This window comes from Pseudoalteromonas sp. AS84, assembly GCF_038900255.1.
GTDB lineage: Bacteria > Pseudomonadota > Gammaproteobacteria > Enterobacterales > Alteromonadaceae > Pseudoalteromonas.
In genome coordinates, this window is the sequence record NZ_JBBMQY010000004.1 from 87,979 (window position 1) to 113,067 (window position 25,089).

Annotated in this window: 21 protein-coding genes and 1 tRNA gene; 2 read left to right on the plus strand and 20 right to left on the minus strand. The window is 39.9% G+C overall.

The genetic code is table 11. The features are described 5' to 3' along the window. Nucleotides 1-48 precede the first annotated feature (48 nt). From WNY79_RS06150 to WNY79_RS06245, 20 genes are all read right to left on the minus strand, one after another. Entirely contained in the window at nt 49-402 is a 354-nt protein-coding gene (locus tag WNY79_RS06150; RefSeq protein WP_342875396.1) for a cupredoxin domain-containing protein, read from the minus strand. A gap of 20 nt (nt 403-422) precedes the next feature. After that, complete coding sequence (locus WNY79_RS06155; protein ID WP_342875397.1) at nt 423-2,669, minus strand: heavy metal translocating P-type ATPase; 2,247 nt, start codon at nt 2,667-2,669, stop codon at nt 423-425. After that, nucleotides 2,659-3,102: a MerR family transcriptional regulator gene (locus WNY79_RS06160; protein ID WP_076924803.1), complete on the minus strand. Its 444-nt coding sequence runs from the start codon at nt 3,100-3,102 to the stop codon at nt 2,659-2,661. The genes WNY79_RS06155 and WNY79_RS06160 overlap by 11 nt, the downstream gene beginning before the upstream one ends. A gap of 672 nt (nt 3,103-3,774) precedes the next feature. Then, nucleotides 3,775-4,272: a DUF2059 domain-containing protein gene (locus WNY79_RS06165; protein ID WP_024598210.1), complete on the minus strand. Its 498-nt coding sequence runs from the start codon at nt 4,270-4,272 to the stop codon at nt 3,775-3,777. A gap of 130 nt (nt 4,273-4,402) precedes the next feature. Beyond that, nucleotides 4,403-4,735 carry a Na+/H+ antiporter subunit G gene (locus WNY79_RS06170; protein WP_024598209.1) on the minus strand — a complete coding sequence of 111 codons (333 nt, stop codon included), beginning with the start codon at nt 4,733-4,735 and terminating at the stop codon, nt 4,403-4,405. 9 nt (nt 4,736-4,744) lie between these two features. Further along, nucleotides 4,745-5,014, minus strand: a complete 270-nt coding sequence (locus tag WNY79_RS06175) for a K+/H+ antiporter subunit F (protein ID WP_007378493.1) — start codon at nt 5,012-5,014, stop codon at nt 4,745-4,747. Continuing rightward, nucleotides 5,008-5,544: a Na+/H+ antiporter subunit E gene (locus WNY79_RS06180; protein WP_024598208.1), complete on the minus strand. Its 537-nt coding sequence runs from the start codon at nt 5,542-5,544 to the stop codon at nt 5,008-5,010. Before WNY79_RS06180 ends, WNY79_RS06175 begins: the two co-directional genes overlap by 7 nt. Then, nucleotides 5,544-7,061, minus strand: a complete 1,518-nt coding sequence (locus WNY79_RS06185; protein WP_170072132.1) for a monovalent cation/H+ antiporter subunit D — start codon at nt 7,059-7,061, stop codon at nt 5,544-5,546. The genes WNY79_RS06180 and WNY79_RS06185 overlap by 1 nt, the downstream gene beginning before the upstream one ends. Beyond that, complete coding sequence (locus WNY79_RS06190; RefSeq protein WP_024598206.1) at nt 7,058-7,411, minus strand: Na+/H+ antiporter subunit C; 354 nt, start codon at nt 7,409-7,411, stop codon at nt 7,058-7,060. Before WNY79_RS06190 ends, WNY79_RS06185 begins: the two co-directional genes overlap by 4 nt. Further along, nucleotides 7,411-10,203: a monovalent cation/H+ antiporter subunit A gene (locus WNY79_RS06195; RefSeq protein ID WP_024598205.1), complete on the minus strand. Its 2,793-nt coding sequence runs from the start codon at nt 10,201-10,203 to the stop codon at nt 7,411-7,413. The genes WNY79_RS06190 and WNY79_RS06195 overlap by 1 nt, the downstream gene beginning before the upstream one ends. 216 nt (nt 10,204-10,419) lie before the next feature. Then, complete coding sequence (locus WNY79_RS06200) at nt 10,420-11,595, minus strand: hypothetical protein (protein ID WP_342875398.1); 1,176 nt, start codon at nt 11,593-11,595, stop codon at nt 10,420-10,422. Continuing rightward, nucleotides 11,582-12,460 (minus strand): lipoprotein NlpI, encoded by an 879-nt coding sequence (gene nlpI / locus WNY79_RS06205; protein ID WP_024598203.1) that lies wholly within the window; start codon nt 12,458-12,460, stop codon nt 11,582-11,584. Before nlpI ends, WNY79_RS06200 begins: the two co-directional genes overlap by 14 nt. A 141-nt stretch (nt 12,461-12,601) precedes the next feature. Continuing rightward, complete coding sequence (gene pnp, locus WNY79_RS06210; RefSeq protein ID WP_342875399.1) at nt 12,602-14,728, minus strand: polyribonucleotide nucleotidyltransferase; 2,127 nt, start codon at nt 14,726-14,728, stop codon at nt 12,602-12,604. A gap of 395 nt (nt 14,729-15,123) precedes the next feature. Continuing rightward, entirely contained in the window at nt 15,124-15,393 is a 270-nt protein-coding gene (gene rpsO / locus WNY79_RS06215; protein ID WP_002958490.1) for a 30S ribosomal protein S15, read from the minus strand. Nucleotides 15,394-15,546: 153 nt separating this feature from the next. Then, nucleotides 15,547-16,506: a tRNA pseudouridine(55) synthase TruB gene (gene truB, locus WNY79_RS06220; RefSeq protein ID WP_342875400.1), complete on the minus strand. Its 960-nt coding sequence runs from the start codon at nt 16,504-16,506 to the stop codon at nt 15,547-15,549. Then, the gene (rbfA, locus tag WNY79_RS06225) at nt 16,490-16,975 is read right to left on the minus strand and encodes a 30S ribosome-binding factor RbfA (RefSeq protein ID WP_342875401.1); all 486 of its coding nucleotides are present in this window, start codon (nt 16,973-16,975) and stop codon (nt 16,490-16,492) included. The genes truB and rbfA overlap by 17 nt, the downstream gene beginning before the upstream one ends. A gap of 157 nt (nt 16,976-17,132) precedes the next feature. Beyond that, nucleotides 17,133-19,793, minus strand: a complete 2,661-nt coding sequence (infB, locus tag WNY79_RS06230) for a translation initiation factor IF-2 (protein WP_294117543.1) — start codon at nt 19,791-19,793, stop codon at nt 17,133-17,135. Between the two features lie 25 nt (nt 19,794-19,818). Further along, entirely contained in the window at nt 19,819-21,318 is a 1,500-nt protein-coding gene (gene nusA / locus WNY79_RS06235; protein ID WP_007585502.1) for a transcription termination factor NusA, read from the minus strand. A gap of 39 nt (nt 21,319-21,357) precedes the next feature. Continuing rightward, complete coding sequence (rimP, locus tag WNY79_RS06240; protein ID WP_024598198.1) at nt 21,358-21,813, minus strand: ribosome maturation factor RimP; 456 nt, start codon at nt 21,811-21,813, stop codon at nt 21,358-21,360. Nucleotides 21,814-22,094: 281 nt separating this feature from the next. Continuing rightward, nucleotides 22,095-22,171: transfer RNA gene (locus tag WNY79_RS06245), tRNA-Met, on the minus strand. Nucleotides 22,172-22,603: 432 nt separating this feature from the next. Here WNY79_RS06245 and WNY79_RS06250 point away from each other — a divergent pair. Both WNY79_RS06250 and WNY79_RS06255 read left to right on the plus strand, forming a co-directional pair. Further along, the gene (locus WNY79_RS06250; RefSeq protein WP_342875402.1) at nt 22,604-23,065 is read left to right on the plus strand and encodes a globin; all 462 of its coding nucleotides are present in this window, start codon (nt 22,604-22,606) and stop codon (nt 23,063-23,065) included. Nucleotides 23,066-23,507: 442 nt separating this feature from the next. After that, complete coding sequence (locus tag WNY79_RS06255) at nt 23,508-25,064, plus strand: cryptochrome/photolyase family protein (RefSeq protein WP_342875403.1); 1,557 nt, start codon at nt 23,508-23,510, stop codon at nt 25,062-25,064. Nucleotides 25,065-25,089: the final 25 nt, after the last annotated feature.

The following is a 25,089-nucleotide window of genomic DNA, read 5'->3' on the forward strand; positions in this document are numbered from 1 at the left end:
CAAAATTATATACGCAACTGTACGACCCCAACACCTACTTAGTTCAAGTTACTGCGCAACTAGTTTGCCTTTGTACATTTGCATTTGACAATGAAAGTCATAATCACCGGCTTCAAGCGCAGGTAGTTTAACTGTATTGCCATCACCCATTGCTAGAGTTTTACTTATATCAAGCTGGGGAAATACCACTGTTTCGGCGCACGGTGCGCTGTCTTTTCTATCAAAAGTAAGTACAACCTCTTTATTGGCTGCCACTTTAATATGGCCCGGTTTATAAACGCCGTTATCAACCACTATCGTTACTTTGTTGTCATCACTTTGTGTTTGCTCTGGTTTGTATAGCCAAAACCAATAAATAATTGCGGCTATTAACAGTGCACCACCTATATTAATCATCAACATAATGTACTCCTTAGCTTAAATTACGATTTATTTGGTTTGAAAAAACGTAAGCGATTAGCGTTACTTACCACTGTAAGCGATGAAAGTGCCATAGCTGCACCTGCAACAACAGGGTTTAGTAGTATTCCAAAAAATGGATACAACACGCCGGCTGCAATAGGAATACCCGCCACGTTATAAATAAAGGCACCAAATAGGTTTTGTTTAATATTTGAAATAGTTGCATTACTCACTGCAATTGCATCAGCAAGGCCATGTAACGAACCACGCATTAGGGTAATGTCTGCACTTTCTATTGCAACATCGGTACCTGTGCCAATTGCAAACCCTACATCGGCTTGCGCAAGTGCGGGGGCATCGTTAATACCGTCACCTGTCATACCCACTATTTCACCGTTTGCTTGGCGCTTTGTTACTTCGTTTACTTTGTCATCGGGCATTACTTCTGCAATAAAGTCATCAATACCAACTTGCTTAGCAACGGCTTGTGCAGTGGCTTTGTTGTCACCTGTTAGCATAACTAAGTGGATACCTTTATCTTGCAGGCGTTTAATAGCTTCAACTGAATCCTCTTTAATAGGATCTGCTACTGCAATAATAGCTTGGATCTTATTATTACTTGCAAAATACATGGGCGTTTTAGCATCACTGGCAAGTGTTTGAGCTTGCTCGGTTGCATCATCAACGGCTACATCATATTTATCCATGAGCGCTTTATTACCAAACAACAATGTTTGCCCGTCAACACTGCCAATTACACCTTTACCTGTAATTGCATCAAAATCGGCTACTTTACTTAAAGTTAAGCCCTGCTTTTTAGCGTATGCAGTAATTGCTTCAGCTAATGGATGCTCTGAGCTACTTTCTAGGCTTGCAACAAGTTGCATTACTGTATTTTCATCACTGTTGTTAAAGGTAACTACATCGGTAACTTGCGGTGTGCCTTGAGTAATAGTGCCTGTTTTATCTAAAATCATGGTGGTGATTTTAGATGTCGTTTGCAGCGACTCACCATTTCGAATTAATATTCCTGACTCAGCGGCTTTACCAATACCCACCATAACCGACATAGGGGTTGCGAGTCCTAACGCACAAGGACAAGCGATAATAAGTACCGTAGTTACTGCAACAACGGCATAAGCAATTGATGGCTCAGGTCCAAAGTTTAACCATGCAAGCCCTGCAAGTACCGCAATAATCATGACTGTTGGTACAAATATTCCTGATATAACATCGGCTAAGCGCCCTATTGATGGCTTAGAGTTTTGTGCACGCTTTACCATATTGATAATATTGGCAAGTGTGGTTTCGCTACCAATGTGAGTGGCTTTAAATAATAAAGTACCACTTTTATTTATACTTCCGGCAACAACTTTATCGCCCGTTTTTTTGCGGACGGCCATTGGCTCACCAGTAAGCATTGACTCATCAACTGTACTACTGCCTTCAATAACATCGCCATCCACAGGGATTTTTTCACCCGGGCGTACGCGTACTTCATCATTTTTTACAACATCACTAATGTCGATGTCTTGCTCTTCGCCACCACGAATTACGCGTGCAGTTTTTGGTTGCAGGCCAATTAAGCGTTTAATTGCTTGTGAGGTGCGCCCACGTGCTTTTACTTCAAAAGCGAGCCCTAAACTAATTAAACCGATGATCATCGATGATGCTTCAAAATATACGTGTCTTGCGACTTGTGGTAATAAGTTTGGCGCTATTACGACAAACATTGAGTACAACCACGCAGTACCTGTACCAAGTGCTATTAAAGTATCCATATTGGCAGCATGGTTTTTGAATGCCTGCCATGCACCGTTGTAAAATTGTTTACCTGATATAGCCATAACCACGAGCGTGACTATACCCACTAAAAACCATGCTATTCGTTGTGTATCGGTGGTCACACTCATGTCAAAAATAAGCCCGTATATCATTAACGGCGCACCGACTCCTAACGCTAATATCATATTACGCATTAGCTTTTTGTAATGTGCCTCGTCCGACTTTGCTTTTTCATCAAGTGCATCTTGATCAGACTCGTTACTCATCGGTTTGGCTGAATAACCAATATTTTCAACTGCTTTAATAAGCGTACTTTCGTCAGCTTTACCTTCTACGCGTACAGTACGCTCAGCAAAGTTCATTTCCACGTTTTGCGCACCTTGCACGCTATTAAGGGCTTTTTCAATTTTGGCTACACAACTGCCGCAATTAGCGCCTTCAATAATAAAGTTTTGCGCGGTGTCTTTTGTATTAGTCGTCATTACGCTGCTCCTTATTTACGGAATCGTTTATTGGATCAACAAAAGATTCTATTAAACTACACACGTCACTGGCATTTGCACCATCGGCTGATGTATCCCATTGCTCAAGGGCTGCATGCATTCTGTTTCGTAGCTTTAATGTTTCTTGAAATAGTGCTTCGGTTTCTTCTAGGCGTTTAGTAATGAGTTTGCGTGTTAAAGGACAAGGACAATTTCCCTGCTCTGACTCGCCTATAATGTGTTGAATATCTTTGAGTGAAAAACCAAGTTGACGAGAGCTAATAATAAACTTTAAACGCTGCTGGTCTTGCTTTGTATATTCTTGATAGCCATTTTCTTCACTGCGTATTGGATTAAGTAACCCAACACGCGTGTAATGACGAACAGTATCGGCAGTCACGCCCATTAACTTGGCGAGTTGTTTAACATACATAATTTGGCTCCGTCGTGTTTCAGTGGCTTCATAATAAACCTAGGTGCAACACATAGGTCAATGACTATTTTAAAGCTAATAAAATAATACCAATTCGCTTAATTAAGTGACCTGTTTGAGAGAATAAAATCGTGTTGATAACAAGGCAAAGATTTTATTATTTAGTTGTTATCACTAATTGCCTTGCTTCCACGCACTCGTATATCAAAATGATTAAGTATTATTGATCATCGGCATAATGACACAAACAGAATTAACTTAAGCTGATACCGGCGCGTATTATCAGGAGGGGGGAATTCAGGAGAGAAGCGCCTAAGTAAGGCGCGTATTAATCTAAGGGCCTGTTGAACATTAGTGGTTTAACTTACAGCAGACTGTTTGGTCTTTAGGCAAGGCAGAGCCTATTTAAGTGGTTATTCCCCATAAGTAGGCGATAACGCAGCATTAATACCAAACATGCGCTGCCCTTTGGGTTCCCTCTAACTCTTTGTTGCCTACATGGATGTAGATCAGGGGCGTGAGCAGGACGCGGAAGCTTTGCTCGGTTTTTGCTTATTCTTACATGGATGTATAACGCAGGAGCAGTTACCGAGCCCACTAGGTTACAAACCTCGCGCCGCAATTTAATCTTCCTTGGATTGAATAAATTCAATCCACAAGGCTCTACATGCCCTAGTTTGATTCGCTACGGCTTTGCTCTAATTCGTCGCTTAGCTGCTGCGCTAAAGTTTGTATTTTAGGCATAGCATCTTTCATTAAGCTTTGAGACATTTGCATAGACTCTTGCATTACAACAGGCATTTTTTCAAGTATTTTTTGCCCGGTATCTGTCTTATAAAATGCTAACATATCAGCAATCTCTTGCTCACTAAAATGTTTGTCGTACACGCTAATCATCATCGGCTGCATTTTGGCCCAGCTCATTTCGGTTTTTAATACCGTCGTCATGTCACCATAGTATTTATCAAAAATTGCCTGTTCAGAAGGCTTAACACCCATTTGATCAGACATACCTTTCATCATACCTTCAACCTGGCCGTACATAGAATCAACCATTGAATCTAAGTTCATTACACTAATAAGTTCATCTATTTTTTGCTGTTTTGTATTTTGCTCAGCATATAAACTGCTAGAAAAAATCAGTAATGATAAAAGTAGTACCTTACCCATAATAATATCCTTTAATATAAATAATCGTTTTATAGTCACATGATTAATTAGTATTGTAAAGGGGACAGGTAATCATTAAAAAAGCCGAATAAATCGCGTTTATTCGGCCTTTTATTAGTGCGCATTTGCGTTAATCGTCCTCTACATTATCGAGACCTTTAGTGCCTTCTTTAGCTTTTAGCTTATGATGAATAGCTGATTTTATTAGCATGTAACCACTAATCGGCGCCGTAATTAGTAAAAATATAGTAATGAGTATTTCTCTAACACTGAGTCCATGGCCTGAATTTACAAAATAAACCATAGCTGCGATTAACATACTTGCCATACCCAACGTTGTTGCCTTCGTTGGTCCATGCAAACGCATAAAAAAGTCAGGCAGTTTAATTAAGCCTATCGAGCCAATTAAAATAAACGTACCACCAAATAACAATAGTATTGATACAACCCATTCGCTGATCATGTTTTCACCTTATTCAATTATATCGCCGCGTAGTAAATACTTACACACTGCAACTGTACTTATAAAACCAAGCATGGCAATAAGCAGTGCTGCTTCAAAGTAAAGCCCTGTGTCCATACTTATACTGTATAAAATAATCAGTGCAATAACATTAATGTACATTGTATCGAGCGCTAAAACACGGTCAGGCACTGACGGACCAATAATCAATCGCCATAAATTAAGCAATAACGATAAGCCAATCATCGAAAAAACAATGAGTAATACAGTGTCTAACATTGAAATATCTCCTTCAGTGGAGCTTCGTAGCGTTGTTTTATTTGTTTGATAAGTGCTTCTTCATCTTTAAGGTCAAGCACATGTATTAGTAAGTAACGTTGTGTTGGCTCTTCACCTTCAGGTAACGATTCTGCAATTGGATAAACCTCTGCGCTCACTGTACCGGGTGTAAGCGATACACTACTGGCCAATATAGTAATTGGCATATCATGAGTTAAATCAATCGGTACTTTTATAAAGGCCGGGCGTAAGTTTTTAGATGGCCCAAGTATAAGTAAAGCCACCTGTAGATTTGCAACAATAATATCGTAAAGAACTATAAGTAACTGCTTTAATGCTAGTCCAGGCCTTAAAATAAGCGGTTGAGGTTCGCGAAGTGAAAAGCTTAATAGGGGTATAAATATAGCAAAAATAGTCGCTAGCACTAAGTGTCCTACCGACACGCTATTATTTAACAATAACCATACCATAAACAAAAACAGGCTACGAAATGGTGTTGGTAACCAACGAAAACGGGCTTGTAATCTCATCACATGCCTCCTTTAAGTACAGCATTAATACCGCCGCTTATATCATGTAACTGAGTAGCAGCACCTAGCATGTAGTCACTTATTGGCCCGCCAAAAATAACTAGCAATGGCGAACAAGCAAGTAAACCTATAATTACAGTTACCTGCAACGGGTGTGCATTTGCACTATCTGCGTTTTCGCTTTTTTTACTTTTATGCTCCCAAAATAAGGTCGTGCCAGCACGCGAAAGCGCTACTAATAACGCAAAGCTTGTTACTAAATATACAGGCCAAAATAGTAAAGCTTGCTCACTATTTAATGTGGCTTTAAGTATCCAAATTTTACCTACAAAGCCTGATAGTGGCGGCATACCAACTACTGTTAAAGCCGCAACAATAAAGCACACACCTAATAAAAATGGTTGTTTAACGCAGCGACCTGCTACTAGCCTGTCGCCAACTTTACCGCGCTGGATTGAAACTAAGTCTGCTAATAAAAATAGTGCGGCACTAACAAGTGTTGAATGAACTAAATAATATAAAAGTGCAGCAGTGGCATTTACATTTTGTAATGCGATTAGCGCAACCAACGTTCCCACTGATACCAATACTAAGTTAGAAGTGAGTTTACGTAAGTCTTGCGCTGCCATAACACCAATAGCACCCACTATAATCGTGGCAATTGCTAAGCCCCAAAGCCAAGGCTGCGCCATATGTTCAAGCGCCCCTGCTTGTTCGCCAAATATCACAGTGTAAACACGAAGCATAGCGTAAACGCCTACTTTGGTCATAATCGCAAATAATGCAGCAACCACAGGTTTAGCGCTTGAATACGTATTTGGAAGCCATAAATGCAGAGGTAATAATGCGCCCTTTAATGCAAATACAATGAGTAGTAATAAACCACCAGCCTTTGCTAGGTATACATCATCGCCCGTAAGCTCGGATACTTTTTGCGCCATATCTGCAATATTAAGCGTACCAAGTACACCGTACAAGATACCCAAACCGATTAAAAACACGCTTGAGCCAACTAAATTCAATATTACATATTGCAGTGCAGCACGAGTGTTTTGTTTATCACCTGCATGCATTAACAATGCATAGGATGCAATCAGTAACACTTCAAAAAATACAAATAGGTTAAATAAATCGCCCGTTAAAAACGCGCCATTTACACCCAATATTAAAAAGTGGACAAGTGGATGATAAAAGCTTCCCTTTTCATCATCGCCAGCACTACCATATAAAATAGCGCCCAAACCTAAAAGTGAAGTTAACGTAACTAATAAGGTAGATAACATATCAGCGACTAAGACTATCCCAAATGGTGCAGACCAATTACCAATAGCGTAAACATTAATACCCGTATTATTAATATGTACCAGTAAAAGCACACTAATGGCAAAAGTAGCTATTGCCATTACAATTGAAACTAAGCGGCGAATTTTGACGCTTTTACCACATGGCGGCAGTAATAAAATAACTGCCGTCAGCATAGGTAATAAAATAGGTAGCGAAGCTAAATGTTGGATCATTTTTGCTCCTTATTATCTGCAGAGGTATTAGGCACATAACCATCAACATGGTCACTACCTAAATCGGCGCGCCCACGTATTGCCAAAATAACCACAAATGCGGTCATCGCAAAGCCGATTACAATAGCGGTAAGCACTAAAGCTTGAGGTAGAGGATCTGCATAATCTGATCCTGTGCCAAGCACTACTGCTTTATTAATAGTAAGACGACCTGCTGAAAACAAAAATAAGTTAACAGCGTATGAAATCATAGTAAGCCCAAGTACTACAGGGAATGTACGAGCTCTCAGCAGTAAAAACACACCGCAACTGACCAATACTCCAACGCAAGATGCGTACAATAATTCCATTAAATATTTACCTCTTTTTTCTGGGTATCTGCTGTCATATTACCTAAGCTTGCTAAAATCATTAACGTAGCGCCTACAACTGTTAAGTAAACACCTAGGTCAAATGCAATCGCGCTGGCAAGCTCTGTTTTACCGACAAACGGAATATCAAAGTAGTCAAACCAAGTTGTTAAAAATGGCTTATCAAAGAACCAACTACCCACACCTGTAAACAAAGAAATACCAATGCCTGAAGCTATAATTTTGCGATAATTAACATCAAAACGTTCGTTAATCCATGCCGTACCATGCGCCATGTATTGCAAAATAAACGCGATTGATGTTACTAACCCAGCAATAAAGCCACCACCAGGTAAGTTATGCCCACGTAAGAAAATATACGCAGAAACCAATAAGGCAAGCGGCAATAAACTTTGTGAAATACTCGCCAGTAATATTGGGTGACGCTCTTTAGCCCATGGGCGCCCTTCACTGTCACTTGCAGGCATAAATAATGGGATTCGAGAAAGTACTTTAAATATACCTAATGCGGCAATACCTAATACGGTAATTTCGCCAAGCGTATCAAAGCCCCTAAAGTCGACCAAAATAACGTTAACTACGTTAGTACCACCGCCACCAATCTTAGCGTTAGCAATAAAGAAGTCTGAAATTGAATCTAATGGACGTGTAAGTAATGCATAACAAATACTCGCTATAACTACACCTAGCGTAGAGGCTATGCCTAAATCTCGAAGTACGCGTAACGAACTTGATTCTTTTGGCGTATGCTGCGGTAAAAAAAACAATGCCAGCATAAGTAAAATAATAGTAACAACCTCAACGGTTAGTTGTGTAAGTGCTAAATCAGGTGCAGAAAAACGTGTAAATACAACCGACACCATTAACCCTACAATTGAGAGCATTAACAACGATACCATTCGAGAGCGATGCCAAATAACGGTAGCAAGTGCACCAATAATCAACAAGCCAGCTCCAATTGCATTGTGCACATCAACCGGCGTAAGTGGCATGCTACCGGCAAGCTGTTGCATTTCAAATAATGGCCAACCCGCACACAGTAGTACTACTGCTAACATAATTACAAGATAGCGCTGTAGGGAACCATTTTCTGTACTATTTACCTTTGATTGACACCAAGCAACGATACTTAAAATTACACGTTCAAAGGTTTTTTTAGCATTGAGAGGTGGTAGTGATGCTTGAAATTGAAATAGATATTTACGATTAATGTAAATAAATAAGCCGCCAGCAATCGCCATTGCACTCATAAGTAGAGGTAAGTTAAACCCATGCCAGATAGCTAATTCGTACACTGGCATTTCTTTTCCAAGTACAGCTAAAGATGCCGCAGATAAAATACCGTCAATTGTAAAGTGCGGGAACATGCCCACCAATAAACAAATCACAACGAGTATTTCTATTGGTACACGCATATAACGTGGTGGTTCATGCGGCGTTCGAGGTAAATCAATCGGGTCGCCATTAAAAAATACGTCGTGAATAAAGCGGGCTGAGTACGCTACAGCGAAAGCACCTGCAACAGTTGCCAATACTGGAATTAACCACGACATAGAACCAAGCACTTGTTGATGCAGTGTTTCTGCAAAGAACATTTCTTTCGATAAGAAACCATTAAGTAGCGGAACGCCAGCCATTGCCGCTGCCGCGACCATTGCAAGTGTAGCTGTGTAAGGTAAGTATCGCCACATGCCATTTAATTTACGCATATCACGCGTGCCCGTTTCATGATCAATAATACCAACTGCCATAAATAACGATGCCTTAAAGGTTGCATGGTTAATTATATGGAAAATAGCAGCAACGGTCGCAAGCTCAGTATCAAGTCCTAATAGCAGCGTTATTAAACCTAAGTGGCTTATTGTTGAATAGGCTAACAATCCTTTTAAATCGTGTTTGAATAATGCTATGTATGCACCAAACAATAGCGTTGCTAAACCCGTTAACCCTACAAGTAAAAACCAAGTATCCGTGCCAGCTAAAGCAGGATGAAAACGCGCTAACAAAAATATACCGGCTTTTACCATAGTTGCAGAATGTAAATACGCACTTACTGGAGTAGGTGCTGCCATTGCATGAGGAAGCCAAAAATGAAACGGAAATTGTGCCGATTTAGTAAACGCACCTAATAGTACCAATACCAATGCTACTTCGTATAAATCGTGAGATTGAATGATTGCTTTGCTTGCTAAAATAACATCTAGGTCGTAACTACCAACAATGTCTCCTAATAACATTAAGCCAGCAAGTAGTGCTAAGCCACCCGCCCCTGTTACTGCAAGCGCCATACGTGCGCCCTTACGCGCTTCTGACTTATGCCACCAAAAACTAATTAATAAAAATGAACTTATACTCGTTAATTCCCAAAACAGCCACAATTGGATAACATTATTAGACATAACAATGCCAAGCATTGCGGTCATAAATAGCATTAAGTAACTATATAACTTAGCCATTGAATCGTTAGCACTGAGGTAGTAACGCGTGTAGAGGATAACGAGCAGGCCTATGCCTAAAATCATAAACATAAACAATAAACTAAGACCGTCTAACCGCAGAGATAAGTCGAGTCCTATTGACGGGATCCAAGCTAAAGAATAACGAATTGTTTCGCCCGCTAAAACTGCAGGTGCATGGTATAGAGTAATCCCCAAAGCAGTCAAAGGCGCAAGAGCCGTTAAACTAGTGCTTAAATTACGGGATAACTTACCTGTGCATGCAGAAATAACACTGCCAATTAAGGATAACAAGGGTATCCAGAGCAAAGTCATAATGTAGGGCCTTTTATAATCATAAGTTTATCAGGGCATCTCTTTTTTAATACTAAGTGATGCTTTTACTGCCTGTTTTTAAACGACATTAATGACTATAGTTATACTGAAAAACACTTATTTTGTCTATAAAAAGCGGTTCTATATGGACATTTTTCAAACAATAACTAACAATTTATTAAGCCTAAAAAAACAATTAATTAATAGTGATAATTGTTAGTTTAATATAGTCTTATTTGCAAATGTAAGCGCGCTAGAGTGACGATGAAACTTACCATTGGTCGTATCTAAATGTTTCAACCAAAGTTGCCTATACTGCGCTGAGAGACCTAACTGCTGATATTGCATAATGGACCAATTTTCACTGGGCTTATAAGCAATGCCTCCTTGCTGACAACTCTTTGCCTTATGCCAATCTGTTGGCGGCGGCTCACCATGAGAAATAAATAGATTAGGCGCAACAAAACCTGTTTTTGCACACAACCATGCTTGCTTAGTTTTAGGCAAAGCGTATTCATCCTCAAAACCGTTAAAATGCATCAGCTCGTGCAAAAATACACTGTATTTTGCTTTTGAGTTTATTAGCATTGTTCCCTTCGTGACATTAGCCGTACCGTCTTTAGGCATCATCACTATAAAATCATAATTGTTAGGAAGCTGGTTATTAAGTTTAGATAATTCCCAGTCACACTTTGCTATTTTACTAGTGCTACTTTTGCACTCAAGCATACCCGCAACGTAAACTGGTTTTGAAAAGCAAAAAATATTTTCACGGGGCTCTGGCTGTTTATTATAAGTATTAATAAACTCTGTAAGTTTATATAAGCCACTACGATGATCGCTCATAGTCAGTACGTTAAACATACATTGCTTATTAGGTTTGCTTATATTTCTTAAAGATGAAAAACCAAGATTGTGGATAAACGCAGTAGATACTTTACTCTGTGGTGTTTTTAACTGAAGTTTTAGATGATTTAGCACATCCCCTGCTGGTAATTTGTTTTTACTAGCGAGTAGTTTTAAATCCCCCCAACGTGATTGCTCAAGCAACTTTGCTGCTAATATTTTACGCTCTGGGGTTGTTAAGTCATTTATAGCGGAGAGCCAAAATGGTTTTGCAGTTTCACTCTGACTGCTTTTAATAAGCTTAAGAGAATACATATATTGCGCTGAGGAAATTTGATTGCGAGCGAGTATAGCTAAAGAGGTCTTTGGTAACTTCTCTAGGTGATCTGAAAAGTGAACGGGTGAATTCCAATAACTTTGTAGAACATTGGCTTTTGTATTTAAAACATGCCAAAAGCCAATAGCGCCAAGGTGATTACTCGAGCCTGTAATTAACAAACAACATAGTAATACACCTATTAACTTAAAACGCTTAACTTGCGTCAACACCTTCCATCAACTCAAGTTCTAAACGCGCATACTTGTACTCAATAAACTCGTGTACATTGGTTGCTAGCGCAAGCCTAAAATAGTCTGATGCTAAATACAGCTCACCAGCTGCTTGATGCATTTTGGCTAAGTAAAAATAAGCTTCACATAAACGCTGCGCATATTCTTGCTCGGTTCTAACACCATCACTAATGCCAGATAAAAATGCATACTCAGTCATATCCCCCGTATAAAGAGAAATTAACTGATACGCCCATTGCGATTCATCAAGTGCTGTTGCATTAGTTTTAAGTGATTCAAGCGCTGCTGCTTTATCTTCTTGTGCACTGGCTAAGTAAACCCATAAAACACGGTATGGATCATTTGGAGAGCGGGCTAAAAACTCATCAAAGTCGTTTTTAGCAAGACCTGCTCTATCACCGTAATAAAGGGCTATGCCTCTATTTAAATAAGCATATTCATGCTCTTCATCAAGCTCAAGGGCTGAATCAAAAAACTCATAGGCTTTTTCGTATTGCTGCATAAGCGTATGTTGAATACCTAGAAAGTTATATACTTCAGCTAAATCAGGTTTAAGCTTTACTGCGCGGTTAAAATCAATACGCGAAAGAGTGGTCATACCTAAACTATCAAAAAGTACACCACGGTCATAATAAAGCTTAGCTTGTTGCTCTTCGCTTAAGTCAGCTCTATTCAATAATTCTGAGTAGCGTGCAATGGCAATTTCACTTCTAAAGTCAGAAGCTAAAGGTGCAGTAAATGGCACATTAACAATCGGGGTTGGTTCTGATTCGGTTGTAGTTTGGCAAGCGCTTAAAGACAAAATAGCAAAAGATGCCAAAGCTAAATGTTTGAGTATCATTAAAATCCTTAATACCAAGATATATCGCGATTAATATAAGACAGACCTTGTCCAATAAGGTTTCATTAAAGCATAAAAAAAGGGGCTAAACAGCCCCTTTTTTATCATCTAGCTAATATAACTAGATTAATAAGTTAGCAATTACGCGTCAGTTGGCGCGTCAACAGCTGGTGCTGCAGATTCCATTGCTTCTTTAATACTTAGACGTACACGGCCTTGGCGATCTACTTCTAGTACTTTAACTTTAACTTCTTGACCTTCAGAAAGGTGATCAGCCACGTTGTTAACGCGCTCAGTACTAATTTGAGAAATATGTACTAGACCATCTTTACCTGGAAGAATGTTTACAAATGCACCGAAGTCAACAATACGTACAACTTTACCTTCGTAGATAGTACCTACTTCTAGTTCAGCTGTTAATTGCTCAATACGGCTAATGGCATTAGCTGCACTTTCGCCATCTGTAGCGGCAATTTTAATTGTACCGTCGTCACCGATTTCAATCGTTGTACCAGTTTCTTCAGTAAGTTGACGAATAGTTGCGCCACCTTTACCAATAACTTCAGCGATTTTCTTCTGTGGGATTTTCATCGTGTAGATACGAGGAGCAAACATTGATAGCTCTTCAGAAGGAGCAGAAATCGCTTCGTCCATCACTTCTAGAATGTGTAAACGTGCAGCTTTAGCTTGTTTAAGCGCAATTTGCATGATTTCTTGAGTGATACCTTCAATTTTGATATCCATTTGAAGTGCAGTAATACCCGCAGCAGTACCCGCAACTTTAAAGTCCATGTCACCTAAGTGATCTTCATCACCTAAGATGTCAGAAAGAACAACGAATTTTTCGTCTTCTTTAACTAGACCCATCGCAATACCCGCAACAGATGCTTTAATTGGAACGCCAGCATTCATAAGTGCAAGTGAAGTACCACACACAGAAGCCATTGAAGATGAACCGTTTGATTCAGTAATTTCCGATACTACACGGATTGAATATGGGAATTCAGTCAGTGTTGGCATTACAGCAGCAATACCACGCTTAGCAAGGTTACCATGGCCGATTTCACGACGCTTAGGAGAACCAACAAAACCAGTTTCACCTACACAGAATGGAGGGAAGTTGTAGTTAAGCATAAAGTGGTTTTTATGAGTACCAGTTAAATCGTCGATTAACTGTGAATCACGTTCTGTACCAAGTGTAGCTGTTACTAACGCTTGAGTTTCGCCACGAGTAAAGATAGCAGAACCGTGAGTACGCGGTAATACGCCAGTCATTACATCTAGTGCACGAATCATATCTGGTTCACGACCATCGATACGTTTTTCGCCAGAAGCGATACGGCCACGAACGATTTTCTTCTCAAGTGAACCGAAGATTTTACCAACTTCTTGCTTGTCTAAAGACTCGCCTTCAGCAAGTTCAGCTGTTAATACTGCAACAACTTCGTCCTTCGCTTCGCCAAGTGCTTCTTTACGCGCTACTTTATCAGTGATTAAGTAAGCTGCGCCTACTTTATCAGCAGCAATTGCTGCTACTTTATCTTCTAGTGCAACGTTTTTAGCTGGTGCAGTCCAATCCCAAGTAGGCTTGCCTGCTTCTGCTTTAAATTCTTCGATTGCAGTGATGATCGCTTGAGATTGCTCATGACCATATACAACAGCGCCAAGCATTACGTCTTCTGCAAGTACGTTAGCTTCTGATTCAACCATAAGTACCGCTTTATCAGTACCGGCTACTACTAAATCAAGTTGGCTTTCTTCAAGCTCTTTCAATGTAGGGTTAAGTACGTATTCGCCGTTGATGTAACCAACGCGAGATGCACCAATTGGACCACTGAACGGGATACCTGAGATAGCAAGTGCTGCTGAAGTACCAATCATTGCAACCATATCAGGTTGGATTTCAGGGTTAACAGAAACAACAGTCGCAATAACTTGTACTTCGTTTACAAAACCGCTTGGGAAAAGTGGACGAATTGGACGGTCAATAAGACGTGCAATAAGAGTTTCGCCATCGTTAGGACGACCTTCACGCTTCAAGAAACCACCTGGGATACGACCAGCAGCGTACATACGCTCTTGGTAGTTAACAGTTAGTGGGAAAAAGTCTTGACCAGGTTGTGCTTCACGCTTACCAACAACAGTTACTAAAACTGAAGTGTCGCCAATGCTTGCAAGTACAGCGCCGTCTGCTTGACGAGCGATTGCACCAGTTTCTAGAGTCACTGTATGTTGACCTAGTTTGAATTCTTTAATAATTGCTTGCACTTAAAATATTCCTTAAATGTATTCTAATAAGTTGTCATCAAAGTACCAATTACAGTACATAATTGTATTCAGTTGGAAATCAATTAAGTACTACAATTGGCAATGATGTGAATAAGCGTAGATAAACCTTTTTATCTACGCGCATAGTATATACCAAAGCTACTTCAAAATGCGAGTCTAGGGTGTGTTGATCTTTGCGGGTTGAAATTTGTTCAATCTAACTACTAGATTTCAGCTGGGCTTATTTAGCGGTTAAATACAAAAGCTCTCGGTAAGCTATGAAATGGGGGGTTTATATTGCAATTCAATAGGTTTAAGAATTTTCTTAATTTGAAAACACAAATTTCAGGCACAAAAAAAGGAGCTAAAAAGCTCCTTTTTCTATAATCTAGTTCTTAGCGACGTAGGCCAAGTTCTTTGATTAACGCAGTATAACTAGTGATGTCTTTACCTTTAAGGTAATCAAGTAGTTTACGGCGAGTGCTTACTTTACGAAGCAGACCACGACGTGAGTGGAAGTCATGCTTGTGATCAGCAAAGTGACCTTGAAGCTTGTTGATATCATAAGTAAGTAATGCTACTTGTACTTCTGATGAACCTGTATCGCCTTCTGCACGTGCAAATTTAGCAATGATATCGATTTTTTCTTGATTGCTTAGTGACATAGTAACTCCAAAAATTAAATTTAAAAGGTGTCTTAGCCGATCACTAATTCAGCCAAAACGATTAAGCGGGCGTATTCTACCAACTGTGGGAATAACTACAAGTTAATTATCCCCATCTACAACTATTAAGCCATTGTTAGGCACATTAGTTGCTTATTCCGGTTTCACGTAATCGTCTTGCTGACTAGCAAGACCACGTTTAACCTTTAAATGACCATTTGAGTTACGCTCACCGGTTCCAATAAACACACCATCAGCAACTACTTTAATAGCACCTTCAGGCAAAGGTTTTGGTAACTCAACTGCTTGTCCGTGGCTAAATACCCAGCCTTCGTCTTTTGAAATTTCAATGACAGGTAAGTCAGTTAAAGCAGTATCAATTGGTAGTAGCAGCGAGTCTAAATAAGTAGAAGGTGCAAGCTCTTCTTCTTTCGCTTTAGCAAGTAATGCTTCAATTTCATCAAGCGAGACCATTTTATCTGCCGGATACTGACCAACAGCAGTTCTGTGGAGCATAATAACGTGTGCGCCACAGCCTAGATTTTCGCCTAAATCATCAACTATTGTACGAATGTAGGTCCCTTTAGATACATGGGCCGTCATTTGTAATACGTTGCTTTTTTCATCAAATTCGTCAAACGATAAGCTAAACACATTTATTTTTCTGCATTTACGAGGCACTTCAATACCTTCGCGCGCATACTTATATAATGGCCTGCCTTGGTATTTAAGTGCCGAGTACATTGACGGATATTGATCAGACTCACCAACAAAAGCAGCTATTTCTTTTGTTAGCTGTTCACGCGTTACGTTCACATCTTTAGTGCTAACAATTTCGCCATCAGAATCTGATGTTGTTGTACGTTCACCCAGTTGTGCACGAACGATATAGGTTTTATCTGTATCGAGTAAAAACTGCGTAAACTTAGTCGCTTCACCAAAGCAAATTGGCAGCATACCTGTAGCAAGTGGATCTAAAGCACCCGTATGCCCAGCTTTTTGCGCAAAATAAACGCTCTTTGCTTGCTGTAATGCTTTATTTGATGAAATGCCTTCAGGTTTGTTTAACAACAAAATACCGTCAACTGCACGGCCTTTACTGCGCTTTGCCATCTGTATCAGTGCCTTCTTCGCTATCTGTATCGTCTACGTGCTCAGTACCTTCTTCGCTAACTGAAATATCAGCAGCATCAACACTTTCTACGTCTTCATCAACATGCTTTGCGTTATCTTCGCGGATAATAGAATCCACTAAATTAGAAATACGCATACCTTCCATTAATGAGTTATCAACTACAAACTTTAACTCAGGCATTATACGTGCACGGATACGCTTACCAAGTAAGGAGCGAATATAGCCCGTTGCTTCATTAAGTACCTTTGCGCTTTGCTTTGCTGCGTCTTCATCTTGTGTGTTAAACACAGTAATGAAAATTTTGGCATAAGATAAATCGCGCGATACTTCTACCGCTGACACTGTCACCATACCTAAGCGTGGATCTTTAATTTCGCGTTGTAAAATTACAGCAATCTCTTTTTGGATTTGCTGTGCAACACGATCAGTGCGAGAAAACTCTCTCATTATACTTGTCCTAAAATAATAACTTATTGAAATTAAATAATAAGTTAACTAAATAATGGATATGCAAATGGGGGCTAAGCCCCCATTTAAAATCTTAGCGTAGGGTGTGTAGAATGTTCGGGCGTTAACCTGAGCGTTCAATACTCCCTAGTAACAATTATAGAGTACGTTGTACTTCAACTGTTTCAAATACTTCGATTTGGTCACCAACACGTACGTCATTGTAGTTCTTAACGCCGATACCACATTCCATGCCGTTACGAACATCAGCAACATCGTCTTTAAAGCGACGAAGTGACTCAAGTTCACCTTCATAGATAACCACATTTTCACGTAGTACACGGATTGGAGCGCTACGTTTAATAACACCTTCAGTAACCATACAACCAGCGATTGCGCCAATTTTTGGAGACTTGAATACGTCACGAACTTGGGCTAGACCAATGATTTCTTGTTTAAACTCTGGCGCTAGCATACCTGACATGGCTTGCTTAACTTCTTCGATTAAGGCATAAATTACGCTGTAATAACGAAGGTCTAAGTTTTCAGTATCAATAACTTTACGAGCTGAAGCATCAGCACGAACGTTAAAGCCAACTACAATTGCGTTAGACGCTGCAGCGAGTGTTGCATCAGTTTCGGTAATACCACCAACACCTGAACCAACAATCTTCACTTTTACTTCATCAGTAGAAAGTTTAGTTAGTGAATCAGAGATTGCTTCGATAGAACCTTGAACGTCTGCTTTAAGTACCACGTTAACTTCAGAAACATCGCCTTCAGTCATGTTAGTAAACATGTTTTCAAGCTTAGCTTTTTGCTGACGCGCTAGTTTAACATCGCGGAACTTACCTTGACGGTATAAAGCAACTTCACGCGCTTTACGTTCATCTTTAACTACAGTCGCTTCGTCGCCTGCAGCTGGAATACCAGAAAGACCTAAAATTTCAACTGGAATAGATGGACCAGCTGACTTAATGTCTTTACCGTTTTCATCGCGCATTGCACGAACACGGCCATACTCAAGACCACATAATACAATGTCACCTTGGTTAAGCGTACCAGATTGAACAAGTACTGATGCTACTGGACCACGGCCTTTATCAAGACGAGATTCAATAACAACACCCGCAGCCATACCTTCAGTAGGTGCAGAAAGTTCTAAAAGCTCAGATTGGTTCAATACTGCTTCAAGAAGGTCATCAATACCTAAGCCAGTTTTAGCTGAGATATGAACGTACTGCGTATCGCCGCCCCATTCTTCTGGAATAACGTCAAGTACAGCAAGTTCGTTTTTAACGCGATCTGGATCTGCGCCTTCTTTATCCATTTTGTTTACAGCAATGATTAAAGGAACGCCAGCTGCACGTGCGTGCTGTACCGCTTCTTTAGTTTGTGGCATTACACCATCATCTGCTGCAACCACAAGGATTACGATATCTGTCGCTTTAGCACCACGAGCACGCATTGAAGTAAATGCAGCATGTCCTGGTGTATCTAAAAACGTGATCATGTGACCATTTACGTCTACGTGGTATGCACCAATATGCTGTGTAATACCACCAGCTTCGCCAGAAGCAACTTTCGCAGAACGAATGTAATCAAGAGTCGATGTTTTACCGTGGTCAACGTGACCCATTACAGTTACTACTGGAGCACGCGGCTCTGACTTACCATCTTCATGGCGGTCATTAAGTACTGTTTGCTCTAATTCGTTTTCTTTAACAATGATAACCTTGTGACCCATTTCTTCTGCAACTAGTTGTGCAGCTTCTTGGTCGATCACTTGGTTAATAGTAACCATGTCACCCATTTTCATCATTGTTTTAACAACTTCAGCGCCTTTAACTGCCATGCGTGATGCAAGCTCAGCTACTGTAATTGTTTCGCTAATACGCACTTCATTTTTCACATCAACAGTTGGTTTTTGGAAACCATGTTGTAATGATGCTGGTGCTTTTAACTTAGACTTGTTACGGCCTCTTGACGCTGCAAATTTATCTTTTGCTGGCGCTTTCTTCTTTTTCTTAGCACGGCGAGTACCTTGCTCATCACGAGCATCGGCAACATCTTCTGCTTCACGTGCATAAGTAGAAGTCGTAAGATGGTGATCCGCTGTTTCTTCGCGTTTCTTACGTTCTTCTTCTTCTTTCTTCCAGCGTGCCGAGTTCTCTTCAGCTAGCTTTCTTGCTTCTTCTGCTTGACGTTTCGCTTCTTCTTCAGCTTTCTTCAATGCGGCCTCTTCTGCTTCTTTTTGCAGACGCTCAGCTTCTATGCGATCTTTCTCAGACTTAGCACTTTGCTCTGGGGTCATCTGCTTTTGTTTCGCTTTACGCTCTGCATCAGCTTTGCGTTTAGCTTCTTCTTTGGCTTTACGGTCAGCTTCTTCTTTCGCTTTGCGCTCTGCCTCTTGTTTCGCCTTTAATTCTGCAGCTTCTTGGTCAGCTTTTTGCTGCTGTTCAAGACGCACTTTTTCTTCTGCAGCTAAGCGTGCTTGCTCTTGTTCTTGTTCCATTGCGCTTTTTTTCACGTATGTACGTGTTTTGCGAACTTCAACTTGAACGTCTTTAGCTTTACCCGTAGAACCCGTTACACTTAAAGTGCTTTTGCTCTTACGTTGCAAAGTCATGCGCGCTGGGCCATCTGAACCTGCGCCGCCATGATGCTTGCTTAAATGATCAAGTAACGTTGCTTTTTCAGCTTCTGTTACGTTATCAGTTGCTTGCTTAGTGATACCTGCTTGTGAAAACTGCTGTAGCAATTTATCAACAGTTGTACCTATATCGCCGGCTAGTTTTTCAACATTTACTTCTGCCATAGTGTGTAATACCTCCGTTAATAAATTACTCGTCTGCAAACCAACAAATGTTTCGTGCAGCCATAATCAGTTCACCTGCTTTTTCAGATGAAAGTTCTGTGATATCAACTAATTCGTCAATACCTTGCTCTGCCAAGTCTTCAAGTGTAACAACACCCTTGCTTGCCATAACAAATGCTAAGTGACGTTCTAAGCCTTCAAGCGCAAGTAAGTCTTCAGCTGGCTCTGCGCCATCTAAGCTTTCTTCCGTTTTAAGTGCTTTAGTTGTCAATGCATCTTTTGCGCGTGAGCGCAGTAAATCCACAGTCTCTTCATCAAGACCATCAATTTCTAAAAATTCAGACGCTGGCACATACGCCACTTCTTCAAGTGTCGAGAAACCTTCGTTGATAAGTAATGATGCAAACTCATCATCAATTTCTAAATTTTCAGTGAATAAGTTAAGTAACTTATCAGATTCAGCTTCATTTTTAGTACGCATGTCTTCAACAGTCATTACGTTTAGTTCCCAGCCAGTTAACTGGCTTGCTAAACGAACGTTTTGACCATTACGACCAATTGCTTGCGCTAGGTTATCAGCTTCTACAGCGATATCCATTGAGTGAGTGTCTTCATCCATTACGATTGAAGCAACTTCTGCTGGCGCCATTGCGTTAATAACAAATTGTGCTGGGTTGTCATCGTAAAGTACGATATCAACACGTTCACCACCAAGCTCTGACGATACAGCCTGAACTCGTGCGCCACGCATACCAACACATGCACCAATTGGATCAATGCGTTTGTCGTTAGATTTAACGGCAATTTTAGCGCGTGAACCTGGATCACGTGCAGCGGCACGTAATTCAATCATCTCTTCGCCAATTTCTGGCACCTCAATGCGGAATAATTCCATTAGCATTTCAGGTTTAGAGCGCGTTACAAATAATTGTGCACCGCGTGCTTCTGGCTTAACTTCATATAAAAGACCACGGATACGGTCACCCGGGCGGAAGTTTTCACGTGGTAACATGTCATCACGGTAAATTACCGCTTCTGCGTTGTTACCTAAATCAAGTACGATTGCATCGCGAGTTGCTTTTTTAACAACACCCGTTACTAGCTCGCCTTCTTGATCTTTGTATGCTTCAACAACTAAAGCGCGCTCAGCTTCACGTACTTTCTGTACGATAACTTGCTTGGCCATTTGTGTTGTAATACGGTCAAATTTGATTGAGTCGATTTGCTCTTCAACATAATCACCCATTTGCAAATCAGGTTCTTCAACCTGCGCTGCTTCTAGAGTGATTTCGCTGTAAGGATTCTCTAAAGAACCGTCTTCTAATACAGCGGCAATCTGCCAACGACGGAACGTGTCGTAATCACCGGTTTTACGGTCAATTGCTACACGCACTTCAATTTCGCCATCGTGTTTTTTCTTTGTCGCTGTCGCTAAAGCGAACTCTAGAGCTTCAAAAATCTTTTCTTTTGGAACCGCTTTCTCATTGGAAACGGCTTCAGCAACCAATAATATCTCTTTTGCCATGGGTAATGCCTCGCTTGCCCTATTCCTTCGCACTCGAATTTAAAACTTCGCGATTAAATTCGCACGTTCGATGTTACTAAGCATGATCAGATGCTCTTCACCATCGCTAGATAGTGTGATCATATCGCTGCTAACTGCTACTAAGTCGCCTTTAAAATTACGACGACCATCCTGTGGAAGTTTGGTACGCACGCGTACTTCCTCTCCTTGCGCCTGCTCGTAGTGATCTTGTTTGAATAATAGACGATCAACACCAGGAGACGATACTTCCAAATCATATTCATTTGTAATTGGGTCTTCGACGTCTAAAATCGCACTAATTTGGCGACTTGCATCCGCACAGTTATCAACTGAGATCCCATCCTCATGAGCAATATATACTCTTAAGGTAGAATGGCGACCCGCTTGCACAAATTCAAGACCATGCAACTCAAAGCCTAACATTTCTACCGCAGGCGTTAACATGGTTACTAAATCTTGTTCAAGTTTTGTCACGAAAATCCTCCATACAAACAAAAAAAGGGCTTATAGCCCTAAAATACTGAGTTTAAATTTTAATTTGATGACAATTGCCACAAATCATAAGGTGCAGATACAACAACGCCCCGAACCAAGCGGGGCGTCACACCAATAAAGCATAAAACTGTGTGGCCTAGGGCCAAGCTTGGTTGCGAGTCAGTAAACTGACCTAATTAAACTACATAGCCTAAAACGCAAAACGCGCATTACTTAGAATGCGCGATATAAATTAGTAAGGTAATACCTACTAGTAGAATTGGTTGCGGGAGCCGGATTTGAACCGACGACCTTCGGGTTATGAGCCCGACGAGCTACCAGACTGCTCCATCCCGCGCCAATAGATATCAAACCTTAAATTTAATATCGCTGTTAGCTGTTTTACAACATGCTAAACAATGGCCGCTATTATAAGGATGTGTGGGCTAATTAGCAACTATAATACGCAATTAGTTTATAAAATTTCCAATTCGTCAAGATGCTAATTTAATGTATGTGTTAGTAACATAAGTAATCAGTCAGTTTTATAAAATGTTCATCGTCAAAATGCTAAATATTGCAGCTTACTATTTTTGAGTGAGAATCAAACCAACTGAACTCTTGCAACTGCATAGCCTCCTACATGCTTGCAATTTACCAGAAAATAAATTGATATAACTAAAACCCATACTTTAACACTAAAAAAACGTGCAGAATTTTAACTGCCCGCTATAATCAATTTTATGCCACTTGATAATAATAGTTATTACTCACTGCAGAGAGATAAAAAATGAATCAACAACAATCAGCATTGTTAAATAACTTAACAATTATTAAGCCAAATTTTCATGCATTCACGGCTCGATTTCACAGTAAATTAGCTGAATCTAGCATTGAGATGAATTACCCAACAGCCTTACAATTTAACGAAAAGAGTTTTACCCTTTTTTGTGTGCTAGAACGAATTGTTAAACATTTAGATAAGCCGGCATCGGTAGCTCCTTTTTTAGCACATCATTTAATGTACCTAAAAAACAGCAGTGTTTCACAAGGTGACATTGCAATTTTATCTGACGCTTTTTACGAAACTCTTAAGGAGCACCTTGGTAAACACTTTAATGCTGAGAGCCAACTTGCTTGGAAAAAAGCGCTCAGATATTTTGAAAGCTTTGCAGGCAATGTTTTATTTAATGTATCTAATGTGGTTTCGTTACAACAAAAAATGCTACAAAAGCAAAGTAATAAACTTTAAATATATAAGCCTTAAAAGTGGTTAAATTACTTATTTAACCCCCTCACATCAAGCTCATTTCAACACCATCGTCCAACGCGTCTTTATTGATTTGATAATCGGTTAAGCTCTGCTGCTAACGACACAACATATTGGTTTCCTATCACCTACATTTATTTTACTAACCCGCTATTAAACGCAACTTCCTTATTACTATTAGCTTGCTCGACAAATCAGCTTTATAAGTGACTCTAAACTTAATACAGGCTCTCATTACTTTTAAATTTCCCAACTTTGGGTTTTTAGACAAGGTGGTTGACCAAACAAGAAAAACAGCTAATTCCCAGTATTAAAATCAGCACATTTTTAAAGTAAAGTATTTTGTAGCTCCCATTCACTCACCGTTAAATAGTAAAACGATCGTTTCATGAAATATGTCCGTATAAAAAAATTTGGCTTTACTATGACCAATCACAAAACACTCAGACTAATACTAGGCGATCAGCTAAACCCATCTCATTCATGGTACAAACAAAAAGACGACGACACGCTTTATCTGATCGCTGAACTAAAACAAGAAACCGACTACGTTAAACATCACATTCAAAAACTGTGTGCTTTTTTTAGTGCTATGGAAAACTTCGCAACTGCATTAACCACGGCCGGTTTCAATGTTTTGCATTTAACACTTGATGATACCGATGACGACAAAGACTTAATTGAATTACTCAAACGAGTTGCCGATAAATACCAATGTGACTCTATCGAATATCAATACCCTGACGAGTTTAGGCTTAAGTCTCAATTAGCTAAGTTTAAAAGTGATAGCTCATTAAATGTAATTGCTACAGATACTGAACACTTTTTATTACCGTTCACCGATATAAAAACACGCTTTACAAAAAACAAGCATGTAACAATGGAGCACTTTTATCGTGCTATGCGTAAGCAATTTAATATATTAATTGATGATGCAAAGCCAACCGGTGGCAAATGGAATTTTGATAGTAATAATCGTAATAAATTTTCCAAAAAAGACTTAGCAGATATCCCCGAACCTAAGTTATTCAATACTGATGTTAGCAGCATTATTTCTCGTTTAAATAAACACAAAGTCGCTTATTTAGGTGAAATAAATCAACATTCACTGGATTGGCCAACAACGCGTAAACAAGCGATTGAATCTCTTGAATACTTTTGTGAGCACTTACTTAGTCGCTTTGGTCACTTTCAAGATGCGATGACAGATCAAAGTAAAAACAATACCAGCCTGTACCATAGCCGTTTATCGTTTGCCCTAAACGCAAAAATACTCCACCCGCTGTATGTAATCAAACGTGTAATAAGCGAATACGAACAAAGGCCCAATGAAATATCCCTCTCGCAAGTAGAGGGTTTTACTAGGCAAATATTAGGCTGGAGAGAGTATGTACGTGCCATTTATTGGATTAACATGCCCGACTACGCAGTTAAAAATCAATTACAAGCCAAAAATAAACTGCCATCTTATTTTTGGAACAGCTCTACAAAAATGAATTGTCTAAGCCACTCACTCAAGCAAAGCCTTGAAACCGCTTATGCTCATCATATTCAGCGCCTAATGGTTATTGGTAACTTTTGTATGCTCACAGGAATAAACCCTGATGACGTAGATAACTGGTACCTAGGTGTTTATATAGATGCCATAGAATGGGTAGAAATGCCTAACACCCGAGGCATGAGTCAGTTTGCCGATGATGGAATAATTGCAACAAAGCCTTATGCTGCAAGCGGTAACTACATTAATAAAATGAGCGATTACTGCAAAAGCTGTCAGTACGATGTTAAACAAAAAGTAGGAGATAAAGCCTGCCCGCTAAATAGCTTGTATTGGCATTTCATGAATAGACACAGAGACAGGCTAGAGAAGAACCCACGTATTGGTATGGTATATAAAAACTGGGATAAACAAGATAAAACACTTCAAGAACAAACGCTGCAACAAGCAATCTACTACCTTAATAATTTAGAAGCGCTTTAAACAAAAAAACCGCCTCAAACGAGGC